The sequence below is a fragment of the Fictibacillus sp. 18YEL24 genome (genome assembly GCF_015903855.1).
Classification (GTDB): Bacteria; Bacillota; Bacilli; order Bacillales; family Fictibacillaceae; genus Fictibacillus; species Fictibacillus phosphorivorans_C.
Genome location: NZ_JACZDT010000004.1, coordinates 337023 through 360416, shown reverse-complemented (window position 1 = coordinate 360416; position 23394 = coordinate 337023). Strand labels below are relative to the sequence as shown.

Annotated in this window: 24 protein-coding genes; 10 read left to right on the top strand and 14 right to left on the bottom strand. The window is 38.9% G+C overall.

Translation table 11 applies throughout. The features are described 5' to 3' along the window. Positions 1-18: 18 nt before the first annotated feature. On the bottom strand, positions 19-912 hold the full coding sequence (cyoE, locus tag HU823_RS15005; protein ID WP_066399927.1) for a heme o synthase: 894 nt from the start codon (positions 910-912) through the stop codon (positions 19-21). Positions 913-1302: 390 nt separating this feature from the next. Here cyoE and HU823_RS15000 point away from each other — a divergent pair, with 390 nt between their 5' ends. Further along, positions 1303-2190, top strand: coding sequence for a COX15/CtaA family protein (locus HU823_RS15000; protein WP_231607473.1), 888 nt, complete (start codon positions 1303-1305; stop codon positions 2188-2190). A 44-nt stretch (positions 2191-2234) separates the two neighbouring features. Here HU823_RS15000 and pyc read toward each other — a convergent pair whose 3' ends face one another. From pyc to HU823_RS14985, 3 genes are all read right to left on the bottom strand, one after another. Beyond that, on the bottom strand, positions 2235-5678 hold the full coding sequence (pyc, locus tag HU823_RS14995; protein WP_197222569.1) for a pyruvate carboxylase: 3444 nt from the start codon (positions 5676-5678) through the stop codon (positions 2235-2237). Positions 5679-5700: 22 nt separating this feature from the next. Further along, the gene (gene ftsW, locus HU823_RS14990) at positions 5701-6867 is read right to left on the bottom strand and encodes a putative lipid II flippase FtsW (protein WP_144700994.1); all 1167 of its coding nucleotides are present in this window, start codon (positions 6865-6867) and stop codon (positions 5701-5703) included. Between the two features lie 279 nt (positions 6868-7146). Continuing rightward, positions 7147-7416, bottom strand: a complete 270-nt coding sequence (locus HU823_RS14985; protein ID WP_370630111.1) for a YlaN family protein — start codon at positions 7414-7416, stop codon at positions 7147-7149. A 143-nt stretch (positions 7417-7559) separates the two neighbouring features. On the opposite strand from HU823_RS14985, the gene HU823_RS14980 reads away from it, so the two are divergent. Next, positions 7560-8063 (top strand): peptidyl-prolyl cis-trans isomerase, encoded by a 504-nt coding sequence (locus HU823_RS14980; RefSeq protein WP_197222568.1) that lies wholly within the window; start codon positions 7560-7562, stop codon positions 8061-8063. A gap of 59 nt (positions 8064-8122) precedes the next feature. Here HU823_RS14980 and HU823_RS14975 read toward each other — a convergent pair whose 3' ends face one another. After that, positions 8123-9457, bottom strand: coding sequence for a PhoH family protein (locus HU823_RS14975; RefSeq protein WP_144700998.1), 1335 nt, complete (start codon positions 9455-9457; stop codon positions 8123-8125). A gap of 134 nt (positions 9458-9591) precedes the next feature. Between HU823_RS14975 and HU823_RS14970 the strand changes: the two genes are divergently transcribed. The 3 genes from HU823_RS14970 to HU823_RS14960 all read left to right on the top strand — a co-directional run bounded on the left by HU823_RS14970 (position 9592) and on the right by HU823_RS14960 (position 11205). Then, a complete protein-coding gene (locus HU823_RS14970; protein ID WP_197222567.1) occupies positions 9592-10227 on the top strand; it encodes a YhcN/YlaJ family sporulation lipoprotein in 636 nt (211 codons plus the stop codon). A 341-nt stretch (positions 10228-10568) separates the two neighbouring features. After that, the gene (locus HU823_RS14965; protein ID WP_144701002.1) at positions 10569-10769 is read left to right on the top strand and encodes a YlaI family protein; all 201 of its coding nucleotides are present in this window, start codon (positions 10569-10571) and stop codon (positions 10767-10769) included. After that, the gene (locus HU823_RS14960; protein WP_144701004.1) at positions 10759-11205 is read left to right on the top strand and encodes a hypothetical protein; all 447 of its coding nucleotides are present in this window, start codon (positions 10759-10761) and stop codon (positions 11203-11205) included. The genes HU823_RS14965 and HU823_RS14960 overlap by 11 nt, the downstream gene beginning before the upstream one ends. Here HU823_RS14960 and HU823_RS14955 read toward each other — a convergent pair whose 3' ends face one another. From HU823_RS14955 to typA, 3 genes are all read right to left on the bottom strand, one after another. Then, positions 11206-11484, bottom strand: coding sequence for a hypothetical protein (locus tag HU823_RS14955; RefSeq protein ID WP_144701006.1), 279 nt, complete (start codon positions 11482-11484; stop codon positions 11206-11208). A gap of 13 nt (positions 11485-11497) precedes the next feature. Beyond that, a complete protein-coding gene (locus HU823_RS14950) occupies positions 11498-11776 on the bottom strand; it encodes a YlaH-like family protein (RefSeq protein WP_231607497.1) in 279 nt (92 codons plus the stop codon). Positions 11777-11860: 84 nt separating this feature from the next. After that, positions 11861-13696, bottom strand: coding sequence for a translational GTPase TypA (gene typA / locus HU823_RS14945; protein ID WP_197194509.1), 1836 nt, complete (start codon positions 13694-13696; stop codon positions 11861-11863). 152 nt (positions 13697-13848) lie between these two features. Between typA and HU823_RS14940 the strand changes: the two genes are divergently transcribed. Further along, on the top strand, positions 13849-14019 hold the full coding sequence (locus tag HU823_RS14940; protein ID WP_186320538.1) for a DUF5325 family protein: 171 nt from the start codon (positions 13849-13851) through the stop codon (positions 14017-14019). A gap of 28 nt (positions 14020-14047) precedes the next feature. Here the strand turns inward: HU823_RS14940 and HU823_RS14935 are convergent, their stop codons facing one another. Both HU823_RS14935 and HU823_RS14930 read right to left on the bottom strand, forming a co-directional pair. Then, the gene (locus HU823_RS14935) at positions 14048-14842 is read right to left on the bottom strand and encodes an inositol monophosphatase family protein (RefSeq protein ID WP_144701010.1); all 795 of its coding nucleotides are present in this window, start codon (positions 14840-14842) and stop codon (positions 14048-14050) included. Between the two features lie 110 nt (positions 14843-14952). Beyond that, positions 14953-15141, bottom strand: a complete 189-nt coding sequence (locus tag HU823_RS14930) for a hypothetical protein (protein ID WP_066393326.1) — start codon at positions 15139-15141, stop codon at positions 14953-14955. A gap of 166 nt (positions 15142-15307) precedes the next feature. On the opposite strand from HU823_RS14930, the gene HU823_RS14925 reads away from it, so the two are divergent. Further along, positions 15308-15937 carry a YktB family protein gene (locus HU823_RS14925; protein ID WP_197222566.1) on the top strand — a complete coding sequence of 210 codons (630 nt, stop codon included), beginning with the start codon at positions 15308-15310 and terminating at the stop codon, positions 15935-15937. A gap of 104 nt (positions 15938-16041) precedes the next feature. Here HU823_RS14925 and HU823_RS14920 read toward each other — a convergent pair whose 3' ends face one another. Then, entirely contained in the window at positions 16042-17001 is a 960-nt protein-coding gene (locus HU823_RS14920) for an NAD(P)H-dependent flavin oxidoreductase (protein WP_197222565.1), read from the bottom strand. Between the two features lie 123 nt (positions 17002-17124). On the opposite strand from HU823_RS14920, the gene HU823_RS14915 reads away from it, so the two are divergent. Then, positions 17125-18600, top strand: a complete 1476-nt coding sequence (locus tag HU823_RS14915) for an aminotransferase class I/II-fold pyridoxal phosphate-dependent enzyme (RefSeq protein ID WP_197222564.1) — start codon at positions 17125-17127, stop codon at positions 18598-18600. Positions 18601-18640: 40 nt separating this feature from the next. Here the strand turns inward: HU823_RS14915 and HU823_RS14910 are convergent, their stop codons facing one another. Further along, positions 18641-18763 (bottom strand): GapA-binding peptide SR1P, encoded by a 123-nt coding sequence (locus HU823_RS14910; RefSeq protein ID WP_082861350.1) that lies wholly within the window; start codon positions 18761-18763, stop codon positions 18641-18643. Positions 18764-18875: 112 nt separating this feature from the next. Further along, a complete protein-coding gene (locus HU823_RS14905) occupies positions 18876-19175 on the bottom strand; it encodes a DUF3055 domain-containing protein (RefSeq protein ID WP_137789786.1) in 300 nt (99 codons plus the stop codon). A gap of 210 nt (positions 19176-19385) precedes the next feature. On the opposite strand from HU823_RS14905, the gene HU823_RS14900 reads away from it, so the two are divergent. Both HU823_RS14900 and HU823_RS14895 read left to right on the top strand, forming a co-directional pair. Next, positions 19386-19814 carry a DUF1885 family protein gene (locus HU823_RS14900; RefSeq protein ID WP_144701018.1) on the top strand — a complete coding sequence of 143 codons (429 nt, stop codon included), beginning with the start codon at positions 19386-19388 and terminating at the stop codon, positions 19812-19814. Positions 19815-19948: 134 nt separating this feature from the next. Further along, the gene (locus HU823_RS14895) at positions 19949-21442 is read left to right on the top strand and encodes a glycine betaine uptake BCCT transporter (protein ID WP_144701020.1); all 1494 of its coding nucleotides are present in this window, start codon (positions 19949-19951) and stop codon (positions 21440-21442) included. Between the two features lie 535 nt (positions 21443-21977). Here the strand turns inward: HU823_RS14895 and lpdA are convergent. Continuing rightward, positions 21978-23390: a dihydrolipoyl dehydrogenase gene (gene lpdA / locus HU823_RS14890; RefSeq protein WP_137789788.1), complete on the bottom strand. Its 1413-nt coding sequence runs from the start codon at positions 23388-23390 to the stop codon at positions 21978-21980. Positions 23391-23394: the final 4 nt, after the last annotated feature.

The following is a 23394-nucleotide window of genomic DNA, read 5'->3' as shown; positions in this document are numbered from 1 at the left end:
GCTGTTCCAGTATAAAATCTATATGTTCACTAAGATCATAGCAACAAACATAATGGTCATATAATTCAACGAATATACGAACATCATACGAGCCCACTTCATGTCATCCTTAGTCTTTAGCCCTGATAATGCTAGGATCAGCCAACCTGTTCCCAACACAGCAGCAAGGATCAAGTAGACGATACCAAATTCGAACAGGTAAAGAGACACAGGAAGTAATGCGGCTACGTACCAGATCATCTGACGTTTCGTTAATGCGAAACCGGATACAACAGGAAGCATTGGAATACCAGCTTTTCTATAATCTTCACATCGTTTCATCGCAAGCGCTAAAAAGTGTGGAGGTTGCCATAAAAACATGATTAAGAATAAGATCCAAGCAACCCAATGAAGGTTTGCATCAACTGCTGCCCAACCGATTAAAGGTGGCACAGCCCCAGATATGCCTCCGACTACCGTATTAATAGAATGAGTTCGTTTAAGCCACATCGTGTAAACGACAACATATACAAACAGTCCGATCAATCCCATTACTGCTGCTGTTAAGGTTGTCATGGCAAGCATAACTGTTCCGATTGCGGATAGAATAATACCTACCCAAAGGACTTGATTCGCGCTGATCCTGCCCGTAACTGTCGGCCGTTCAATCGTACGTTCCATCAATTGGTCTATATCTCTATCAATATAGTTATTCAAGCAGCAGCCACCTGCAATAACTAATGCAGCACCTAAAATACAAAGAACTAAATCGCCAATCTTGTCAGAAAATAAAAGATTGTTATATTTTAAAGCTAGAAAGAATCCAGCAAATGTCGTAATCAAGTTACTCATAACAATCCCGAGCTTCGCGATGGTCAAAAAATCTTTCCAGGTGCCTGTAGGATTCGCTTCAGATAGAGGTCCAGGTTCCATTACTTTGTTAGCGACTTCATATGCAGTTGGAGTTTTGCTCAACAGATACACCTCCTTTTAGAGTAAAATGTTCCAATTCTTGCTTTTGCTGTTATTTAAGCCCTCATTCATTCTATATGGGCTTGACTCTAAAATCAACGGTAAAAAAATGTCTTCATCTGTTCACAATATGTAAAGTAGAACGTTTTACCTATATGATAGGATAGTGGTATATAAAGATTATATAAAGAAAATGTCCTCTAACATTATAAAACAAATCAAGTGCTTTGTATACTTCGACTAATATAGACACTATCTTATCTTATTTGTACGATGGAAGTGTCTGGAATACTTGTTGAAATTATTACAAATTTGTGAACGGTTATTGGACAAAAAAAGCAGGTGAATGAATTGAAAAGATTTTATCAGATTTATTCTATTATTACTTCGTTAGGTATGTTGCTAGTATTGCTGATGGGAGCTGTTGTAACAAAAACAGGCTCAGGTGATGGATGCGGTAACTCGTGGCCGCTCTGTTATGGAGAAATCTTGCCTACAGCACCTAAACTCGAAACGATTATTGAAGTGAGTCACCGTTTTGTGTCAGCATGGCTCGGCCTTCTCGTTATCATACTCGCGATTTGGGCTTGGAGACGAGATCCACATAGAAAAGAGATAAAGATTTTGGCTGGATCAGCTGTATTCTTTATTATCCTTCAAGGCCTTCTTGGAGCCGCTGCCGTTATTTGGAGTCAATCTTCGGCTGTTCTTGCCTCCCATTTCGGCTTTTCGCTCGTTTCGTTCGCAAGTGTTCTTTTGATTGCGATTCTTTCTTTTGAAGATCCTAACCGTCCTTTTATCGCGAAAGTGTCGCCAGCATTTAAAAAGAACATCTATTGGTTATTCGCTTATCTGTATGCTGTTGTATACACAGGTGCACTCGTAAGACATACTGGCTCAAGCATGGGATGTGGTCCTGAGTTCCCTCTTTGCAATGGAACCATTTTCGCAACAATCGGATCTCAAGCAAGCATTCATCTATTGCATCGAATCGCTGCTATCGTCCTGTTTATTTGGATCGTATACGCTTGGTATCACGCTCGAAAATACTATAGCGATCAAAAAGTAGTAACAAAAGGATTTCAGTTCGCTCTACTATTTGTCATTCTTCAAGGTGTATCAGGTGCAACGATCGTTTATTCCAACTTAAACTTATTCGTGGCCCTTGGTCATGGATTGATCATTTCCTTCTTGTTCGGAACGCTGAGTTACTTAGCGTTAATCGTATATCGAAAGTAAATCAAAAAAACCAAGGTGCAGTTTTGCACCTTGGTTTTTTATTTTTACTTAATCAACTCTATTAAAAGATCGCCAGCAGCGATTCCTTCCCCATTTTGAACAGAGATCTCTTTAACGGTTCCATCAAAAGGAGCTTGAACGGTAGTTTCCATCTTCATGGCCTCAGTAATCATCAGATGATCACCTTTTTTAACCTTTTCTCCTTTTTCAACTAAAACCTTGATCACCGTCCCTGGCATACTCGCACCAATTTGAGCAGGATTCGAAGGGTCTACTTTTTGTTTTGCTGATACGGTTACTTTTGCACTTTCATCGATTACTACGATTTCACGCGATTGACCATTTAGTTCAAAGTAAAGAACTCGTGACCCATCATTCTGTGCTTCACCGATTGAAACGAGCTTCACGATTAAAGTCTTACCTTGTTCGATCTCGACTTCAATCTCTTCCCCAAGTTTCATTCCATAGAAGAACGTTGGGGTATCAAGAACAGAAATATCACCAAATTGTGAATACATCTTCTCCCGATCCAAGAATACTTTTGGATATAACGCATACGCCAAAACATCAAAACTTGTAACTTGGCGATTAATCTTATGGAATAACGTTTCTTTGATGTCATTAAAGTCAGCCGCTTCTAAAAGCTCTCCAGGCCTAACTGACAGAGGTTCTCTACCTTTTAATACGATGCGCTGCAGTTCCCTAGGAAAACCTTCATACGGCTGCCCTAGGTACCCTTGAAAGAATTCTACAACAGAGTCCGGGAAATCCAAGGATTCTCCTCGATCATATACATCATCTTCTGTTAAATTGTTCTGAACCATATAGAGAGCCATATCACCTACAACTTTTGATGATGGAGTAACTTTAACCACATCGCCAAACATATCATTCACCCTACGATACATCTGTTTCACTTCATCCCAGCGGTCTCCAAGACCTACTGCTTTGGCTTGCTGCTGAAGATTACTAAACTGCCCGCCTGGCATCTCATGCTCATATACTTCCGGGTCTGGTGCAGCCGAATTACTTTCAAAACCTGAGTAGTATTTTCTGATATCTTCCCAATAAGAAGATAAGTCTTTAACATGATCAATGTTCAAATCTGGTTGTCTTTCATTCCCTGCTAATGCGTAATATAGTGAATTTGCACTCGGCTGAGATGTCTGGCCGGCCATTGAACTTACAGCAACATCTACGATATCAACACCTGCTTCAGCAGCTTTAGCGTAAGTATAGATACCGTTTCCGCTCGTATCATGCGTATGAAGATGGATCGGAATATCAACCGCTTCTTTTAGCGCTGATACAAGGTCATAGGCAGCTTGAGGTTTTAAAAGCCCAGCCATATCTTTAATAGCTAGAATATGTGCCCCTTCTGCTTCAAGCTCTTTTGCTAGATTCACATAATATTTCAAATCATACTTCGTGCGGTTCGGATCTAAAATATCTCCTGTATAGCAGATTGCAGCTTCCGCGATCTTTCCTGTCTCTCGAACAGCCCTGATCGCAACTTTCATGCCTTCTACCCAGTTTAAGCTATCAAAGATTCGGAACACATCGATTCCTGCCATTGCTGACTTTTTAACAAACTCCTCAACAACATTATCTGGATAGTTTTTGTATCCTACCGCATTCGATGCTCTAAGTAACATTTGGAACAATACATTTGGAGCCTTTTCTCTCAGCTTAATTAAGCGATCCCATGGATCTTCATTTAAGAAACGATAAGAAACATCAAATGTTGCTCCACCCCACATCTCGAGGGAGAACATCTCTGGCCATAATCTTGCAGTCGGCTCAGCAATATGAAGAAGGTCATTCGTACGAACACGAGTAGCCAACAAGGATTGGTGACCGTCACGGAACGTAGTATCCGTAAGTAATAGTTTCTTTTGATCCTTTATCCAGCGAGCCACTGCCTCTGGCCCTTCAGCGTCTAACAATTGCTTCGTTCCATTAGGAATCGATTCTGTTTGCTTTATTTTTGGAATACGAGGTTTAGCAAAATTAGGTTTCTCCTGCTTGGCAAGTCCCGGAAATCCATTGATGGTAGTCGCACCAATATAAGAAAGCATCTTCGTTCCTCTATCTTTACGCTTTGGAAAAACAAAGAGCTCACTGCTTGTATCAATGAATGAAGTATCATAATCACCTGACAAAAACTTTTGGTGTGTGACTACATTCTCAAGGAAAGCTATGTTTGTTTTGATACCACGGATACGAAACTCTTTTAAGTTTCTTAACATTTTAGAAGCGGCTTGCTCATACGATAATGCCCACGTAGACACTTTCACGAGTAAAGAATCATAATAAGGCGTGATAATGGCGCCTTGGAATCCATTTCCAGCATCTAATCGAACACCAAATCCTCCACCAGAACGATAAGCCATGATCTTACCCGTATCAGGCATGAATTGATTAGAAGGATCTTCTGTTGTTACACGTGATTGGATCGCGTAACCATGGCAATAAATATCTTCTTGCTTTGGAATACCAATTTCTTTTCCGTGTAAGGGATATCCTTCAGCGATTAAAATTTGCGATTGAACGATGTCGATCCCAGTGACCATCTCCGTAATCGTGTGTTCAACCTGAACGCGCGGATTTACTTCTATGAAATAAAATTTGCCGTCTGGCGTTACTAGATACTCAACGGTACCTGCATTGATATACCCTACATGCTCCATCAAAGATACAGCAGATTCGCAAATATCATGGCGAAGCTCATCAGATAGCGAAACACTTGGTGCTACTTCAACGACCTTCTGATGTCTTCTTTGTACAGAACAGTCACGCTCATATAGATGCACTAAATTGCCTTCATGATCTCCAAGGATCTGTACTTCAATATGTTTTGGGTTCTCTACGAATTTTTCAACATATACTTCATCTTTGCCGAACGCGGCTTTTGCTTCTGATTTGGCACGATCGTAACTTTCTGCCAAAGAGTTTTCACTTCTGACGATACGCATTCCGCGTCCACCGCCACCCATAGAAGCTTTGATGATGATCGGAAAACCATTGCTCAGAGCAAAGTCTCTCACTTCTGAAAGGCTATTAACAGGTCCATCACTGCCTGGAATTACAGGGATGTTGGCATCAATAGCCGTTTGTCTAGCTTTGACTTTATCGCCGAAAACATCGAGGTGTTTTTGATTTGGACCAATAAAAATGATCCCTTCTTCATGACAACGCTCTGCAAATTCTTTGTTTTCCGACAAAAAACCGTATCCTGGATGAACTGCGTCAACACCATTCGTTTTAGCGATTTCAATAATGCCTTCGATATCAAGATAAGCATCAATCGGTTTTTTACCTTCACCTACAAGATAAGCTTCATCTGCTTTATAACGATGATAAGATCCCGTATCTTCTTTTGAATAAATAGCTACTGTTCGTATATCTAGTTCGGTACAAGCTCTGAAAATTCGGATTGCAATTTCTCCTCGGTTTGCTACTAAGACTTTGCTGATTTTTCTACTCATACAAGTTCCTCTCCTTTTACCGTTACATGATAGCTTTTATCTTTCTGTTTACTTCGGGCTTTCGATCAGGCACTTTTTTGTTCAGATTTACTTTTGCAGAAATATTTATGAGAATCCCCATCGATGTTAGAAACAACAGAAGGGATGAGCCCCCGTACGAAATAAATGGCAACGGAACACCAGTAATAGGTAATAACCCAACTGCCGCACCTAGATTGACCACTGTTTGAATACCTATCATTCCAGCGATACCAAAAGCTAATAAACTTGAATATGTATCATTACTCTGCATGCCAATATAAAATCCTTTTAAAACGATATACCCTAACAAAGCGATGATCGAAAATACTCCGATAAATCCAAGCTCTTCTGCGATGATGGCAATAATAAAATCAGTATGCGGTTCTGGGAGGAATCCATATTTCTGAATGCTTTCACCTAGACCTGATCCTGTCATTCCACCCGCAGCGATTGAGATATATCCATTCACGAGCTGATATCCGTCGCCAGCAGGATCTTTAAATGGCGCAAAAGCTGCATCAAAACGGGAAAGCTGCTCTGGTGTTAAACGAAGGAATATTCCTAATCCTACGATACCCGCTAGAGCCGCCATTGAAAAAATATGTTTGAATTTTATTCCGGAGCAAAACAGAATAACTCCAGCAACACCCGAAACGATTATGCCTGTCCCTAAGTCTGGCTGCCTTAAAATCAATAGAAACATGATGGCGAAAATTGTTAGTGGCGGGATGACTCCTTTTTTGAAATCTTGCATCTTTCCTTGTTTCTTTGAATAGATCGCAGCCAAATAGATAGCTAGGGTCAGCTTAATAAATTCAGCAGGCTGAATACCGATCGGACCTATGTATAACCAGCTTTTTGCGTTGTTTACTTCTCGTCCGAACAATAATACAAATATCAATATAAGTATAGAAAATACGACGATAGGCATCATTAGTTTTTTATAGATTTGAACATTGAATCTCATTGTAAAATACATGAGTCCTATCCCAACTAGCAGAAAGACTAGTTGTCTTGTAAAGAAAAAGCTGCTGCTATAATCGTATTTATTGATCGTTACCCCTATACTCGCGCTGTAGATCATGACTAAACCAGCACTGCACAATAATAGTACGGCTACTATCAAAGAATAGTCATAGGGTCTTACTGCTTTTTTCACGTTGTTCACCTTTCTCCTCTCTTACGAAATCTTGAAACTGCATCTTTATAATTATTAGATATTGTAACACATAAACCTTTTTTATTTATGAAACAACACTACAGCTTCAGCTTCTTATACTATTTCGAAGGATGTGTCGGCTTTTTGATGAATATCCTCTCATAAATGAAAATGACCTCCTGTAAAGCCGGCACTTGTTAAAAAGAGTAACTACTCACAAGAAAATGCAAGGAAATGTATGTATATAAAAAAATCCAGTCCAATTTACATTCTCGGACTGGGTGTCGTTCATTTTTTCATTGAGGCATCGTGTAAAGCAGTTAACTGCTTTTCAAGTGATTCTAATAACTTCTTACCTGTCTCTTCTTCGACCAGGTTTAAACGGACTGCAAAATCTATTTCACGGGATAAACCAAACATTTGCGTATCCAATACTTCCTCATAGAGGGGACATTGTGGCATTGTTAAGTTTTCCATTTGAACTTCAATTAGTTTCAGGATTTTGTCTGCATCTGCTTTTAATAGTTCAAATGCCCTTTCCCGATGTCCAGTTGCCATCTCAGCTGACAATGATCATCCCTCCGTTCAACACGATTTCTACCTTTAAATATAAAGGTTTGCATAAAAAAAATCAACATATTACAGTATTCTTATAATCGTGCTATGCTTTTCATAGCGTTTTCAAATTCAAGGAGGTTTATATGGAATTCATCGTTGCATTAAACGGAAAAGTAAACTATCCCCTTACATTAGATCCAGGTGTATGGATTTTTGATGATAGAAAAGAGGATTTACACACATTGTTCGATTTAGAAAAATCGAAGGAAAACGAGCAAGAAAAATACTTAAGAGAAGTATCTGCACACTGGGATCGCGAATTACAGGAAGGCGCTGTTCCCCCTTCAGAACAAAAGAAGCAAAGCTCAAAGAGCACTTTGAAAGAAACACTGTTAACAAGTTCATTCGCCATTTCTTTATCTTATTTTATCTATAATGCACAACCGCACCCTGACGCTGAAAAAGTTAAGATAGAGTCAGGGGACGGTAGCCTTGTAATCACACTTGAAGAAGCTCAAAACGGCTATTTCGCCTTTTCTAATAATGGAAAACCGCTCAAAGAAGACGGCCCTGTTCATTTTTATTTTGGTGATGGGCGTAACAAAGAAAATCCGATCAAACACATTACAGCAGTAACTATTCTTTAATTGAAAATACAGACAGCTCATATATGGGCTGTCTTTTTTTTACTCATCATTCACATTATCTATAATAGGTCAGCTGCTATTTGAGCTAGAGATGAACGTTCACCTTTTTCTAAGCGAACATGACCACTCAGCGCTTGATCTTTAAACTTCTCTACTACATACGTTAATCCGTTCGTAAACTCATCAAGATAAGGGTGATCAATCTGTTGAGGATCTCCTAAAAGAACGATCTTACTGCCTTCTCCTACCCGCGTTAAGATGGTCTTCACTTCATGTTTTGTTAAATTTTGTGCTTCATCAATAATGATAAATTGGTCTGGCAGACTTCGTCCTCGGATATAAGTCAGGGCTTCAACATGAATAGAACCAATTCCAGCCAGGATCTTTTCGAGTTCTCCAGATTTTTTAGTATTAAATAAATATTCTAAGTTGTCATAGACCGGCTGCATCCACGGTTTCAATTTTTCTTCCTTTTCACCAGGCAAGTATCCAATATCTTTCCCGACCGGAACGATCGGACGAGCGATAAAGAGTTTTATATAATCCTTTAAATCTTCTGTTTGAAGCAGTGCTGCTGCGAGAGTAATCAGTGTTTTTCCTGTTCCAGCTTTACCGATCAGCGTCACGAGGGGTAAATCTTTTCTGAGAAGTAACTCAAAGGCCATCTTTTGCTGAACATTTCTTGCCCGAATTCCCCATATTTGTTCTGAATCATATCTAAGCGGCTTCAACGTCTTACCGTTTTCATCGACTTTTCCAAGAGCAGAAACCGATGATCTGAACACATCTTTTAAGATTACAAATTGATGAGGATGGAAAGAGTGACCTGTCAACTCGATCAGTTGAAGTTCATTTTTTTCGTAAAATTTATTTAATAGATCACCTTGTACATATATTTCTTTGTAACCTGTGTACGTTTGATCATTCTTGTCTATAACTCGATCGCTCAGAAAATCTTCAGCTTCAATTCCAAGTGCGTCTGCTTTTACACGAACGAGCACATCTTTTGAGACAAGTATCACTTTGATGCCGCTTTTCTTTTCTTCTTCTTCCTGTTTAAGGTTTAGAGTTACAGCGAGTATTCGATTATCGTTCGTTTGTTCAACAAAGGTTTCCTGAAGTCTTTTGAAGGATTTATGATTGAGTTCTACACGAAGGGTACCCCCATTTTCAAGCGGAACTCCTTTATGAAGCTGTCCTTTTTGTCTGACTCTATCGATCAGACGAGAAACCTCACGTGCATTTCTTCCAATTTCGTCCATATAACGTTTTTTTGAATCCACTTCTTCTAACACGACTGCAGGAATGATTACTTCACTATCTCCAAAAGATTGTATGGAATACGGATCCTGCAACAGTACGTTCGTATCTAGGACGTATCGTTTATTCAACATTCAGCCTCCTGACTTAATGTGTTCTAGAGATCGTTATTTAAGCATGTTTATGGACTGCCTATTAAAAATGTATGTACAAAGGAATAAAGTTAGAAGAATGTACAAAAAATAACGAAAATGAACTGGAAGGATGAATGTCATTGAAAATATTTCGAATCGTAGCCGTTCTTAGTGCAATATTCGTACTTTTTGGCTGCATGAACAATAATAATGATAATGCTCAAAATGACCAGAACACTCCTAGGCTTACAAAAGTTAACCAAACGGCAAACAGCAAAAAGCCTCACCAACCAAAAGGCTCTCAAGAGATATCGAGGCACCTAGTAGGATTAGCTACTGGAATTCCCGGTGTAGAGGATGCTACAGCTGTTGTATTAGGTCCTTATGCCGTAGTAGGGATTGATGTAGATCGAAAGCTTGATAATTCTAAAGTTGGATCGATCAAGTATTCAGTTGCTGAATCATTGAAAAATGATCCTAACGGAAAGAATGCTCTCGTTACAGCTGATCCTGATACAGTAGAAAGACTTCGTCAGATGGGTAAGCAAATCCGTCAAGGTCATCCGATCGGCGGAATTATGAAAGAGCTAGCAGGTATTGTTGGAAGATTAATGCCACAAGTACCTCATAGCATACAGACGAAAAAGCCGTCTCCAACGGAAACAAACGATAGCCAATTATCAAAAAGAGAACAACAAGAGCTTAAAAACCAACAACAAAAACAAGAAAAATCAGATAAAAATCAGCCTCAAAGATTGAATGAAACGTGATTTTTGAGAAATAGAAAGACTCATGACGCCTAGCTCATGAGTCTTTTACTCGTTAACTATGGGGTTTTGTCGAAAATCGGATAAAAAATTTTATACTCGTATTTAATTCGAATTACCTCGTAATTATGTCAGCTTTCTTCGGATAATTTACACATTACCTCGTTTAAAACGATGTGTGTTCGCTAATGAATGACACTCCGCTAATTTGTTCACCTGAGAATTACGAATACTACTTTTTCTTAAAAAATCTCTGTTACATTACTCTCTACTCACATACCAAGCATCGTTCATTTAATTTTCCAATTTCTTTATGGTATACTGTTTGAAAGGGGTGAAATACGATGCGTGTAAAATGCGTATTATGCGATACGATCGAAGTTATTGAAAATGAATGCTCCCTAGCAAAAAAACTAAGAAACCGTCCTATACACACGTTTATGTGCGAGTCTTGCAGAGAACGCATAACGCGAAAAACCGCGGAGCGTGAAGCTACCGGTAATTTCACATTATATCGAAGCCCGGATACAAACAATGATTGGTAATAACATAAGGATTATTCCATGGATTTTATTTGGTAGCATCGCCGGCATTCTGCTGGCTTGTTTTTTTTACATTCCAGAAGTACTTTTTGGAATAAATCTTTACACATTTCTATTAAATATTGATTTCCTGCCTCTTCCCGATTCCGTTCTCTATAATGAGCCTTTTCAGTTTGTCCTTCATATCATCATTGCGATCTTCCTTATCGCTTTTGTAGATGTTATTTGCAAAGTTTATAACCATCCTTATCAGATCTCTTTGATCATCAACGGAATCATGTCTTTCACGTTCTTCCCTCTTTACCACTTAGCTGTTGAAAAACCATTTTCAGCCCCACTAACGTTACCTTTTCTCATTTGGCTGATCGGCCATATACTCTTTGCGATCATCATTGCTTTTTTCGTTAAACGATTGAACAAAAAAAGGAGTACTGATTAATCAGTACTCCTCGTTAAATCTTGGTTCACTTTGAATTCCTTCGTATAAAGCATCGATGCTGTCGATAAAAAACTTTTCAGTGTTTTCTTTGCCGTTCACATCATACATTACGATGTAAAACGGACCTGAAGTCGTTACTGCAGAAATGTTCACATGATGATCTTCTGTAAGAATCTCAGTGAAAAATTCAAAAGTCTCCTTAGCTGCTAGATCATGGGGTCTTTCTTCATGTACTTTTTTAATGCTCAACCAATTAGATAGAGCGTCAACAAGCTGCATAACGAACCCCCTATCAGCTTTTTTCTTTCTTGCTCTGATGAAGCCGGACTTTATAGATGATTAAAATGAGTGCGGCTACCATTAATCCTTCAGCGACCGGCAAACCGATACCGAAAAATGCTAGTGGCAAACATCCGATAATCAAAAACAAATAGATCACTACCGCTTTTAACGGCGGTAGTTTTTTTGCAAATCCCAACTTAAAAACAATGATGCTTAACACTGTTATGATGAGATATAACAGCAGAAAAGCTCTGACAGGGTCGTTCTCAATCCCTAGCAGCAATGCCATGGAGGACGAATCTTCCCCTGTCGCTTTCATGATTTCTTGTTCCTCCACGATTCCCACTCCCGATCGTTTTGTTAAGAAATATGTTTAGCCTTGAGCAAGTTTCTTTTTCTTTTCTACTCTTTCACGCTCGTTCTTATCAAGTACTTTCTTACGAAGACGGATGCTTTCAGGTGTTACTTCGCAATACTCGTCATCGTTCAAGTATTCTAATGCTTCTTCTAGTGACATGATACGAGGCTTCTTCATGCTTACTGTTTGGTCTTTGTTCGCAGAACGCATGTTAGTCATCTGCTTTACTTTTACGATGTTAACTGTAATGTCATTCTCACGAGTATGTTCCCCAACGATCATACCCATGTATACTTCTGTTCCTGGCTCAATAAAGATCGTACCACGGTCTTCAACACCCATGATTCCGTATTGAGAAGCTTTCCCGTTTTCCATTGAAACGAGTACACCTTGACGACGTCCACCAACGTTTCCAGCAACCATTGGCTGATAGCTGTCGAACGTATGGTTTAAGATTCCGTAACCGCGTGTTTGTGTTAAGAACTCAGTTGTGTAACCGATCAAACCACGAGCAGGTACCATGAATTCAAGACGCACTTGCCCAGAACCATTGTTCACCATGTTCTTCATTTCACCTTTACGGTCTCCTAAAGATTCCATGATCGCACCTGTGTACTCTTCAGGAATGTCAATTTGTACATGTTCAACTGGCTCACATTTTACGCCATCGATTTCACGAACGATTACTTCAGGTTTTGATACTTGAAGTTCGAATCCTTCACGGCGAAGATTTTCAATCAAGATTGAAAGGTGAAGCTCACCACGACCAGACACTGTCCAAACATCCGGAGAATCCGTGTTTTCAACACGAAGACTTACGTCTGTTTCAAGCTCAGACATCAAGCGCTCTTCAATTTTACGGCTCGTTACATATTTACCTTCACGACCAGCGAAAGGTGAGTTGTTAACTAAGAAAGTCATCTTCAAAGTTGGCTCATCGATACGAAGAACAGGAAGCGCTTCTTCTTGACCTTCAGGACATACTGTTTCCCCAACGTTGATCTCTTCCATTCCAGAAACGGCGATCAAGTCTCCCGCTTTTGCTTCGTTGATCTCGATACGCTTTAATCCTAAGAAACCAAACAGCTTTGTAACACGGAACTTTTTAACTGATCCATCAAGTTTCATTAATGAAACGGCTTGACCTACTTTGATCGTTCCACGGAATACACGGCCAATACCGATACGTCCAAGGTAATCGTTATAATCAAGCATCGTAACTTGGAACTGAAGTGGCTCAGCACTGTTATCTTCTGGTGCAGGAATCGTGTCAATAATCGTATCAAGAAGAGCTGTCATATCTTCATCTTGCTTGCTTGGGTCCATTGAAGCAGTCCCTTTAAGAGCAGATGCATAAACAACAGGGAATTCTAATTGATCTTCTTCAGCACCTAGTTCAATGAATAGATCGATTACTTCATCTACTACTTCTTCAGGGCGTGCAAAGTCACGGTCAATTTTGTTTACAACTACGATTGGCGTTAACTTTTGCTCTAGCGCTTTTTTCAAAACGAAACGCGTTTGCGGCATACAACCTTCATATGCATCTACAACAAGTAGAACACCATCAACCATTTTCATGATACGTTCTACTTCACCACCGAAATCGGCATGTCCTGGCGTGTCCATGATGTTAATGCGTTTCTCGTTATAGTTAATCGCTGTATTTTTAGCTAGAATTGTAATTCCGCGCTCACGTTCTAGAGCATTAGAATCCATAGCACGTTCATTAACTTGTTCATTGTCACGGAAAGTTCCTGACTGATGTAGCAATTTGTCCACCAATGTCGTTTTACCATGGTCAACGTGGGCAATAATTGCTATATTGCGTAAATCATCTCTTCTATTCAAATGTATTCTCTCCTTATATCCTATCTCTTTTTCTTATCATTTTTTGTTCAACTCGACTATTATATCACAAATTTACAGAAAGGCTTTTTCTTTTTATGTAAATTCGGTACACTTAATACAGTATAGACAAGTTTTTGGCTTTGGAGGTCATCATGAATATTATTTTCTTTTTTATAGCTCTATTGACGGCATTTGCAATTTGCGGCATCGGAGTAGCTATTGGTGAAAAAAACTGGCTGATCTTTCTTATATCGATCGTTTCTGTATTTTTACTTATGGGATATGGTTTTACTCTTAAAAAGAAGCAAAGAGAACGTTCATAATCGAACGCTCTCTTTTTTAAGACTCGTTTTATATTAAATGATCTAATATTTCTTTATGCAATCCAGGCTTTGCAGCCAGAATACTATTTTGTTCGAGAAGCTGAACAGGTTCACCGTCCGTTCGGCTTACAATTCCACCAACCTCATTCAAAAGGATCAAACCCGCCGCAAAATCCCACGGTGAAAGTCGAAGTGTCATATATGCATCTAGTCTACCGGATGCAACATAAGCAAGTTCGATAGCTGCAGATCCGTATGAGCGAGTCCCTCTAGATTTTCTGATGATCTGTTGTACGTGCTCATGATTGATGCGTCTGTTCGGACTAACCCAAGTTGCATTAACACCAACAACAGATTCTGATAAAGTTACTTCTTCTAACTTCGGTAATTTCTTATCATTTAAATAAGCACCTTCACCCTCTTTAGCAAAATAAAGGTTACTTCCTTCCACATCGTAAATGAGTCCTAATTTCCCTATACCATCTTCATATATGCCTATAGAGATCGCAAAATTAGCTTGTTGATGAATAAAGTTTGTCGTTCCATCGATCGGATCGATAATCCAAATAACACCTTTGGAGTTCCCTTTTATTTCATCGCCATATCCTTCTTCCCCAAGTACTCTATGATCAGGAAAGGTTTGTTGAATCTTAGTGATGAAAAATTTCTCAATACTCTTATCCATATCTGTTACAAGATCAGCGATATGTGATTTATATGTAATCGTTAATGTGTTCTGAAAAGAATCTTTTAAGAGCTGTGCGGCTTCAAGTGTCCATGTCTTCAAGTGTTTCTCTACCGTTATCATTTCTTCGTTCGTCATGTTTTCACTCCTTACCTTTCTTCTAGTATAAGTCAATTTCATTCTCTTCACAAAAAAACGAACCATCCGTTCATGATGGATTCGTTTTTGTTATCCGCTATCAGCTTGGATCATGCTTCTAATCTCACGAGCTCCAGCCTTAATCGTTCGAGCTTACGCTTCGATTCGTTGATCTGTTTTTGATCTTTCGCTTTTAAAGCATCAAACAAAGTAGCTAGTTCATAATCAATCTCAAGTTTTAATACAGGAATTCTTCTTTCTGCATCCGTTCTTTTCAAAGTGTTCATTACTTGTTTCATTTCACCGGCACATCCTTTCTTTTCTCGTTATCTTCTTTTCTTCATTTTATGAAGCAGCCATGTATATGGAAACGGCACTTTGCGGAATCTAATGCAAACATTTTTTTATAAAGCTTTTCATATGTTAAAATTCTTTGTAGCACTTGACGACCAGGAGGATTTTCAAATGACATTTAACGGATTCAATGATTCAGACTTTAAGGTTTTCCAAACGCAAGGACTTGATGAGCGTATGGAAGAAATCATCAACCAGATTCGGCCAAAACTAGAGGCCTTAGGGAATAAATATGCAGAAGAACTTACTGCTCTGACTGGAGAAGAGATGTTCTTTCACGTTGCTAAACATGCAAGAAGAACGGTAAATCCTCCAAAGGATACATGGGTAGCCTTCGCACCTAACAAAAGAGGCTATAAAATGTTGCCACATTTTCAGATTGGACTTTGGGAAACACATGTATTTCTATGGTTCGCACTCATTTACGAAGCACCAATCAAGGATGCATTCGGACAAATAATCCGAAAGAACTTAAACAAGATTAAGAAGAATATACCTAACGATTTTGTATGGTCTGATGATCATATGAAACCTGATAGCTTTCCACATCGTGAGGTAAAAAAGGAACGTCTTGAAGAAATGGCAACCCGTCTTAGCACTGTAAAAAAAGCAGAACTACTTTGTGGCGTTCGTATTGATAGGGATGAGGCTGTAACCATGACTGAGAATGATTGGTACGAACGAATTGATGAAACGTTTAAAACACTGATACCTCTATATGAGCTAAAGAACAAGCTGTAGATAAAAAATAGTGGCAGGAAGCAGAATATTCGCTGCTTCTTACCACTAGTATATTGCCGTACAACAGAAATGTATGGGTAAGTATCCTCATTGTTAGAAAAGTGTTAGAAAAGGTTGTTTAATTTTTGTTTAATGGTTTCAGCTTCCGCATTCATCCTGGTGAACAACTCTTCTACCGAAGGTACATCGTTGATCCTTCCAATAATTTGTCCAGCCCAACCATAACCTTCTTTATTTTTCCCTTCATAAATTAGTTTTTTGTTCGCTTCTCCACTAATGTAATCTTTTAAGTGTTGATATGTACCACTCTTATTTTCTTCTTCTAAAATTTTTAATGTAAAATCTGTCCGTAGCGTTCTGCCTGGTGCACCTAGTGTCCTCTTGATAACCACTGTGTCTAATTCTGAGCTTTCAACAACAAGCTGTTTATATAGGGGATGTGCGTGAACACATTCTTCTGTTGCTATAAACCTTGTACCCATCTCAACCCCTTCCGCCCCCAGAGCAAGCGCAGCCATCAATCCTTTGCCATCACCTATACCTCCTGACGCGATAACTGGAATCGAAACATTCTCAACAACTCTAGGAACTAAGACAAATGTTCCCGTGTCATCCTTCCCGATATGGCCACCACCTTCTTGACCTACTGCCATCACAGCATCAGCTCCTAATTGTTCTGCTTTCACAGCTTGTCTGACGCTTGATACAAGTACTAATGTTTTAATACCTGTATCTCTTAAACGATCTAATACAGGCGCAGGATTACCTCCTGTTACACTGATAACCTCAACCCCTTCTTCGATTGCCGCCTCCAGCATCTCTTCATACGGTCTTCCATGTTGTCCGATCGCAAAGTTAACTCCAAAAGGATTTGATGTTAATCTTTTTGTTCTTTGAATTTCAGTTTTCAACGCTTTTGAGTCTTGTAATGACATAGCTGTAATCTGACCTAAACCACCCGCGTTAGAAACAGCAGAAGCAAGTTCAGAATACGCCAGGTATGCGAGCCCACCTTGTATAATCGGAAATTTAATATGTAAAAGTTCAGTCAGTCTAGTGTTCATTTATTTCCTCCTTGAAAATTAAATCATTTACTTACATCTTCATGCATTTTCTGTTATACTTCTTTTGTTTTATAAAAAGATGAAATTCATTATAAGTTAACAATAGATGAGGTGTAGAATACATTGTCTCAACACGAAACTCCTTTATTTACTGGTTTGCGTGAACATGCAAACAAGAACCCATTGCAGTTTCACATTCCGGGTCACAAAAAAGGACAAGGAATGGATGAAGAATTTAAAGATTTTATTGGACCGAATGCACTATCAATTGACCTGATTAACATTACTCCATTAGATGATCTGCATCATCCAAAAGGAATGATAAAAAAAGCACAAGCACTTGCGGCACAAGCTTTTGGCGCAGATCACACTTTCTTTTCCGTACAAGGAACAAGCGGTGCCATCATGACGATGATCATGTCTGTCGTGTCACCAGGAGATAAGATTCTTGTACCTCGAAACGTGCATAAGTCGATCATGACAGCAATTGTTTTTTCGGGTGCAACACCGATTTTTATTCATCCTGAAATCGATCCTGAGCTTGGTATCTCACACGGTATCACGCCAGACAGCGTAGAGAAAGCTTTAAATCAGCACCCTGACGCAAAAGCAGTACTGGTCATCAACCCGACATATTTTGGTTTTGCAGCTGACCTCAAGGGAATTGTTGATATTGCTCATCGGTTTGAAGTACCTGTTCTTGTAGATGAGGCACACGGTGTTTTGATCCACTTTCATGATCACATGCCATTATCTGCGATGCAAGCTGGAGCAGACATGGCAGCAACGAGTGTTCATAAGCTCGGTGGGTCACTGACAGGAAGTTCTATTCTTAATGTAAGAGAAGGACTTGTATCACCAGAACGTGTGCAAACCATTCTTAGTATGATGACTACGACATCTACATCCTATATCCTTCTTGCTTCATTGGATGCAGCTCGTCGCCGCCTTGCAACTGAAGGGTACACACTTATTGAAAAAACGATACGACTAGCCAACGAAACACGAGCTAAGATCAATGATATTCCTAATCTATATTGTGTTGGTGAAGAAAAGCTTGGCACATCCGCTACATTTGATTATGACCCATCTAAGCTTTTAATCTCAGTAAAAGATCTTGGCATTACAGGGTATGAAGCTGAAACATGGCTTCGTCAAAACTTTAATATTGAGGTAGAATTATCTGATCTGTACAACATATTATGTTTGATCACAACGGCTGATCATGAAAAAGATACGATGGTCCTCGTTCAAGCGTTATCTCAACTTTCTGATGAATTAAGTCATTCAAAGAATGAAGAGATAAAATCGATACCTGTACATGTTCCAGATATACCAGTGCTCGCACTATCGCCTCGTGATGCATTTTACGCAAATACAGAGAGTGTACCTTTCGAAGAATCTGCCGGTAGGATTATCGCAGAGTTCGTAATGGTCTATCCGCCAGGAATACCGATCTTCATCCCTGGTGAAATCATTACGAAAGAAAATTTGGATTATATTAAAGAAAACCTTGAAGCCGGTCTACCCGTCCAAGGCCCAGAAAATGCAGATTTAAAGTATCTGAAGGTTATTCAAGAACAAGTTGCTATTCGATAATTATCTAAAAAAGAAGACCCTTGGAGGTCTTCTTTTTTTCTTACTTATCTAAGTTCGTTTGCTCATGGCAATGCGGGCATGTGTTTGAATATAAAGTGGTCACTTTTTCCTCTTCAAAATGTTCAATTGTTGTTTCACAAGTTTGGCAAATGATTACTCCCATCCGTCCCATCTCCCTTCACATTTTGAAAGCGCTTACGTTTATATTCTTATAATATTATGTCACATTTGATTTGTCAACACATTTAGTATAACACATTAAAAAAATATGTTATTTAATCATATTGTTCTATCGTTTGAATGTTTGGTACAGCTTCTTCAAAGAAAAGCGCCAAATCCTCAGCTTCTTTAAGTGTTTTAATATGAAAGGCCTGCTTGATATATTCAAGATTCCCTATATCATTTGAATCTAATAGCGCTGACCTTCCTGTTTGCATACATACTACTAATGGTTTACCAAAAAACATATTCGTATAAACTATGCCAAAATCATACCTAACCGTATCTGTAGTAAAGCCTACAAACCGGACATTCACGGACTCACTCTCGTCATACAATTTTTCAAACCATTCCATATTACCCCTCCTCGTATGATTACCTCGTTCATCGATCGGGTCGTTCATTACTGGAATTAAATAAGTTATACTAATAAAAATGTCATTGAATGTAAGAGTAATTCCCTCATTTAAGAAGTTTTAAACTCAATTTGTCAAAATCTTCTTAAAATATGATATACTATTAGTATGTTAATATGACGATAAAAATTACAAATTGGAGTGGATCAGATGTCTCAAAGCGCCTATGTCAAACTTGTTCCCGCATCTTTAAAACAAGTGATCACTTTAGAGGAACTAAAAGACCTTCTGCTTTATTACCGTTCTATCACGACAAAAACAGGCGAACAATTATCATGGGGCTATGCAGACGCAGCTTTTCCTTACACGATTGAAGAAAAGGAAGAAGCTGAAGGAAGATGGTTTTACTTAAAAGGAATAGATCAAAGAAAAAATAAATATATTTTAGTTGGTATCGGAACAGATAAAAACAACGATCCTAACCTTGAACAATGTTACATACAATTTACTTTAACTGACATCTCCACTCATGGCGATAAGGGGAAGGCCAATGAATTTTGTAAGTTTATCGCTTCAAAACTTAAGGGTGAACTTCACCTCTTTAACGGAAGAGTGATGTATTATTATCCCAAAAAGTAAAGAGAATCAAGGTTTTTTTCTTTAGGAAGTCCAATCATATGATTGGACTTCCTATTTTATTTTTACTACAATGTAAACTTTCGGGCCCTTAGGGGAAAATAAAATGAATACATATCATGAAAGGATGTGAAGAAATGAAAAAACAACCGAATATTGTTTTTATCGTTTCACTAATAATTTCTGTCGTTTTTGTTATCATAGGAAGTTTATTTCCTACCGAATTCCAAGCTAAGGCTACCGTTATTCAAAATTTCTTACAAGAGAAATTTGGATGGTTCTACCTGCTTTCAGCTACAAGCTTTTTAATCTTTGTATTATATCTAGCTTTTAGTAAGTACGGAAAAATTAAACTTGGAGAGCCGGATGACAAGCCCGAGTACTCAACAATCACTTGGTTTGCTATGCTGTTTAGTGCTGGTATGGGTATAGGACTGGTCTTTTGGGGTGTAGCTGAACCAATCAGCCACTTTTATACACCACCATCCGGAGAAGGAGGAAATGCCGCCTCTGCTCAAGCTGCGCTTCGATACAGCTTCTTTCATTGGGGATTACACCCTTGGGGAATATACACGTTAATCGGATTGTCACTTGCTTATTTTAAATTTAGAAAAGGTGCACCGGGATTGATCAGTGCAATATTCACTCCATTGTTAGGAGACAGAGTTAATGGACCGATTGGTAAAACGATAGATATTGTTGCAGTTTTTGCAACTATCTTTGGAGTTGCAACTTCTTTAGGACTTGGTGCCGTACAAATAAGTGGTGGTGTTTCTTATTTAACGAACATCTCAAATAACTTCACTACACAATTGATTATTATCGCAATCGTCACAGTTTTATTTACTCTTTCAGCTCAAACAGGGTTAAACAAAGGAATAAAATATCTAAGTAACTTGAACATTATGATAGCTGTTCTTTTAATGGCGTTCTTGCTTTTCGCTTCATCAACAAACTTTATCATGGATGTATTCGTACAATCTCTTGGTAACTATCTACAGTATCTTCCTAGTATGAGTCTAAAACTCAGTCCGTTCAGACCTAGTGAAGCCGGCTGGATACAAGGGTGGACAGTATTCTATTGGGCTTGGTGGATCGCATGGGCACCGTTTGTTGGAACATTTATCGCTCGAGTATCAAAAGGAAGAACAATTCGCGAATTTATAATGGGGGTATTGCTTGTCCCGACCGTTTTTGGAGCACTTTGGTTCTCGATTTTCGGCGGTGCTGCCCTACATTTAGAAATCTTTAATAATGTTGGTCTAAATAAGATCATTACTGACAAAGGTACAGAGATTGCTCTCTTTGCACTCTTCGAACATCTTCCGTTCGGAACGCTCATGTCCATATTAGCAATTTTCCTGATCAGTACATTCTTCATTACATCTGCTGATTCAGCTACCTTCGTCCTAGGAATGCAAACAAGTGACGGTCGATTGAATCCTTCTTCTATGACAAAATTCATTTGGGGTATTGTAATAGCAGCGGCAGCATCCATCTTATTGTATACAGGAGGATTAGAAGGGTTACAAACAGCATCAATCATCGCAGCTTTCCCATTTGCATTTGTATTGATCTTTATGATGATTTCTCTTAAAAAGGCTCTTTCTGAAGAGACAAAATTAAAATAAGGCTGTTTATGATGTTCCTTGTTGCTTCCCTGAAGTAGTTTCTATCTGGCGTATGGTGGTGCCTTTTGCGCCATTTAAGAGTCTCACCGCATTGCTTAGGAAGCATCCACGATTATCCAATCATCATTTTACCTGTGACATAAATAAGTGTTAGTGATATCGTCATGTTTAAAGCTACTGATTTGTTTATGTTTAAACGCTGGGCTACCAGAAAATTAAAATACCCGAACATCAACATTAATATTGTTTCAAAAAAATTATGGTCGTGATGTGAGAGAAACAGTACGATTGAATAACCGCACCACATTACAATCTGAATGAAAGTGCATAATAAAACTCTCATCGCTTCCTCCATTTTAACTATATTAATTTATTTGATAGGGCTTAATCAAATTAGAAAAACCCACTGTCTAAGTCCTTCTTTTAGACAAGTGCTTCTAAATAAAGATTATGACGCGTTTACTTATATATGATTGAACAGAAAAAAACCCCTTGTGAGCTGTAAGACAGTCACAAGGGGTTTTCATTTGTTTATTTATTTTACGATGTGTACAGGAAGTCCAATTGCAACTTCAGCTGCTTCCATAGAAATTTCTCCGAAAGTCGGATGAGCGTGGATAGTCATAGCGATGTCTTCAGCAGTCATACCTGCTTCGATTGCTAATCCTAGTTCCGCGATCATATCAGATGCATTTCCACCAGCAATTTGAGCTCCTAATACAAGTCCATCTTCTTTACGAGTGATAAGTTTCATGAAACCATCTGTCTCGTTCATAGATAGAGCACGACCGTTAGCTGCGAACGGGAATTTAGATGCTTTCACATCAAATCCTGCTTCTTTAGCAGATTTCTCATCGTAACCAACTGTTGCAAGTTCAGGATCTGTAAACACTACAGCAGGGATAGCCATGTAATCGATCTCTGCAGCATGTCCAGAGATTACTTCCGCTGCTACCTTACCTTCATAAGAAGCTTTGTGAGCAAGCGCTGGCCCTTCAACTACATCACCGATTGCATAAATACCGCTAACGTTTGTTTGAGCTTTTTTATTGATTTTGATCAGACCGCGTTCAGTCATTTCAACACCAACCTGCTCAAGACCAAGTTCTTCAGTATTTGGACGACGACCAACCGTTACGAGAACATAGTCAGCTTCAAAAGTCTTAGACTCACCTTTGATCTCAGCTGTTACAGTAACACCGTCTTTAGTTTCTTCAACGCCTTTAGCCATAGCTTCTGTAAATACTTCTACATTGCCTTTTTTCTTTAAGCGTTTTGAAACGACTTGACTCATTTGCTTTTCAAAACCAGGAAGGATTTGTTTGCTACCTTCTAGGATTGTTACTTCTGTACCGAAGTTCGCATATGCTGTTCCAAGCTCCATACCGATATAACCGCCACCGATAACTACCATCTTCTTAGGGATCTCTTTAAGAGCAAGAGCTCCTGTAGAAGAGATAATACGGTCACTCCATTTGAAACCTGGGATTTCAATAGGACGTGAACCAGTAGCGATGATCGCATTTTTGAACGTGTATGTTTGAGAGTTCTTCTCATCCATGATACGTACAGTGTTTTCATTTACGAAATAAGCTTCACCACGAATGATTTCAACTTTATTTCCTTTTAAAAGTCCTTCAACTCCGCCAGTAAGCTTCTTAACGATGCCTGCTTTCCAGTCTTGAACTTTGCTGAAATCAACTGTTACGTTATCAACAGTAATCCCCATATCTTCAGAGTGATTAGCATGTTCTACACGGTGACCTGCATTAATCAAAGCTTTTGATGGAATACAACCAACGTTCAAACAAACGCCGCCCATTTCTGCCTTTTCCGCAATAGCCACTTTTTGTCCTAATTGTGCTGCACGAATTGCTGCAACATATCCCCCAGGACCTGAACCTATGACAAGTGTGTCTAACTCAATTGGAAAATCTCCTACTACCATCGAA

Bases quoted from the DNA above. Each gene is read 5' to 3' on its own strand.
- cyoE (WP_066399927.1), bottom strand. From the start codon at position 912: ATGGAACCTGGACCTCTATCTGAAGCGAATCCTACAGGCACCTGGAAA.
- pyc (WP_197222569.1), bottom strand. From the start codon at position 5,678: ATGAGTAGAAAAATCAGCAAAGTCTTAGTAGCAAACCGAGGAGAAATT.
- HU823_RS14985 (WP_370630111.1), bottom strand. From the start codon at position 7,416: ATGGCAACTGGACATCGGGAAAGGGCATTTGAACTATTAAAAGCAGAT.
- HU823_RS14980 (WP_197222568.1), top strand. From the start codon at position 7,560: ATGGAATTCATCGTTGCATTAAACGGAAAAGTAAACTATCCCCTTACA.
- HU823_RS14975 (WP_144700998.1), bottom strand. From the start codon at position 9,457: ATGTTGAATAAACGATACGTCCTAGATACGAACGTACTGTTGCAGGAT.
- HU823_RS14970 (WP_197222567.1), top strand. From the start codon at position 9,592: ATGTCATTGAAAATATTTCGAATCGTAGCCGTTCTTAGTGCAATATTC.
- HU823_RS14965 (WP_144701002.1), top strand. From the start codon at position 10,569: ATGCGTGTAAAATGCGTATTATGCGATACGATCGAAGTTATTGAAAAT.
- HU823_RS14960 (WP_144701004.1), top strand. From the start codon at position 10,759: ATGATTGGTAATAACATAAGGATTATTCCATGGATTTTATTTGGTAGC.
- HU823_RS14955 (WP_144701006.1), bottom strand. From the start codon at position 11,484: ATGCAGCTTGTTGACGCTCTATCTAATTGGTTGAGCATTAAAAAAGTA.
- HU823_RS14950 (WP_231607497.1), bottom strand. From the start codon at position 11,776: ATGGCATTGCTGCTAGGGATTGAGAACGACCCTGTCAGAGCTTTTCTG.
- HU823_RS14940 (WP_186320538.1), top strand. From the start codon at position 13,849: ATGAATATTATTTTCTTTTTTATAGCTCTATTGACGGCATTTGCAATT.
- HU823_RS14935 (WP_144701010.1), bottom strand. From the start codon at position 14,842: ATGACGAACGAAGAAATGATAACGGTAGAGAAACACTTGAAGACATGG.
- HU823_RS14930 (WP_066393326.1), bottom strand. From the start codon at position 15,141: ATGAAACAAGTAATGAACACTTTGAAAAGAACGGATGCAGAAAGAAGA.
- HU823_RS14925 (WP_197222566.1), top strand. From the start codon at position 15,308: ATGACATTTAACGGATTCAATGATTCAGACTTTAAGGTTTTCCAAACG.
- HU823_RS14920 (WP_197222565.1), bottom strand. From the start codon at position 17,001: ATGAACACTAGACTGACTGAACTTTTACATATTAAATTTCCGATTATA.
- HU823_RS14910 (WP_082861350.1), bottom strand. From the start codon at position 18,763: ATGGGAGTAATCATTTGCCAAACTTGTGAAACAACAATTGAACATTTT.
- HU823_RS14905 (WP_137789786.1), bottom strand. From the start codon at position 19,175: ATGGAATGGTTTGAAAAATTGTATGACGAGAGTGAGTCCGTGAATGTC.
- HU823_RS14900 (WP_144701018.1), top strand. From the start codon at position 19,386: ATGTCTCAAAGCGCCTATGTCAAACTTGTTCCCGCATCTTTAAAACAA.
- HU823_RS14895 (WP_144701020.1), top strand. From the start codon at position 19,949: ATGAAAAAACAACCGAATATTGTTTTTATCGTTTCACTAATAATTTCT.
- lpdA (WP_137789788.1), bottom strand. From the start codon at position 23,390: ATGGTAGTAGGAGATTTTCCAATTGAGTTAGACACACTTGTCATAGGT.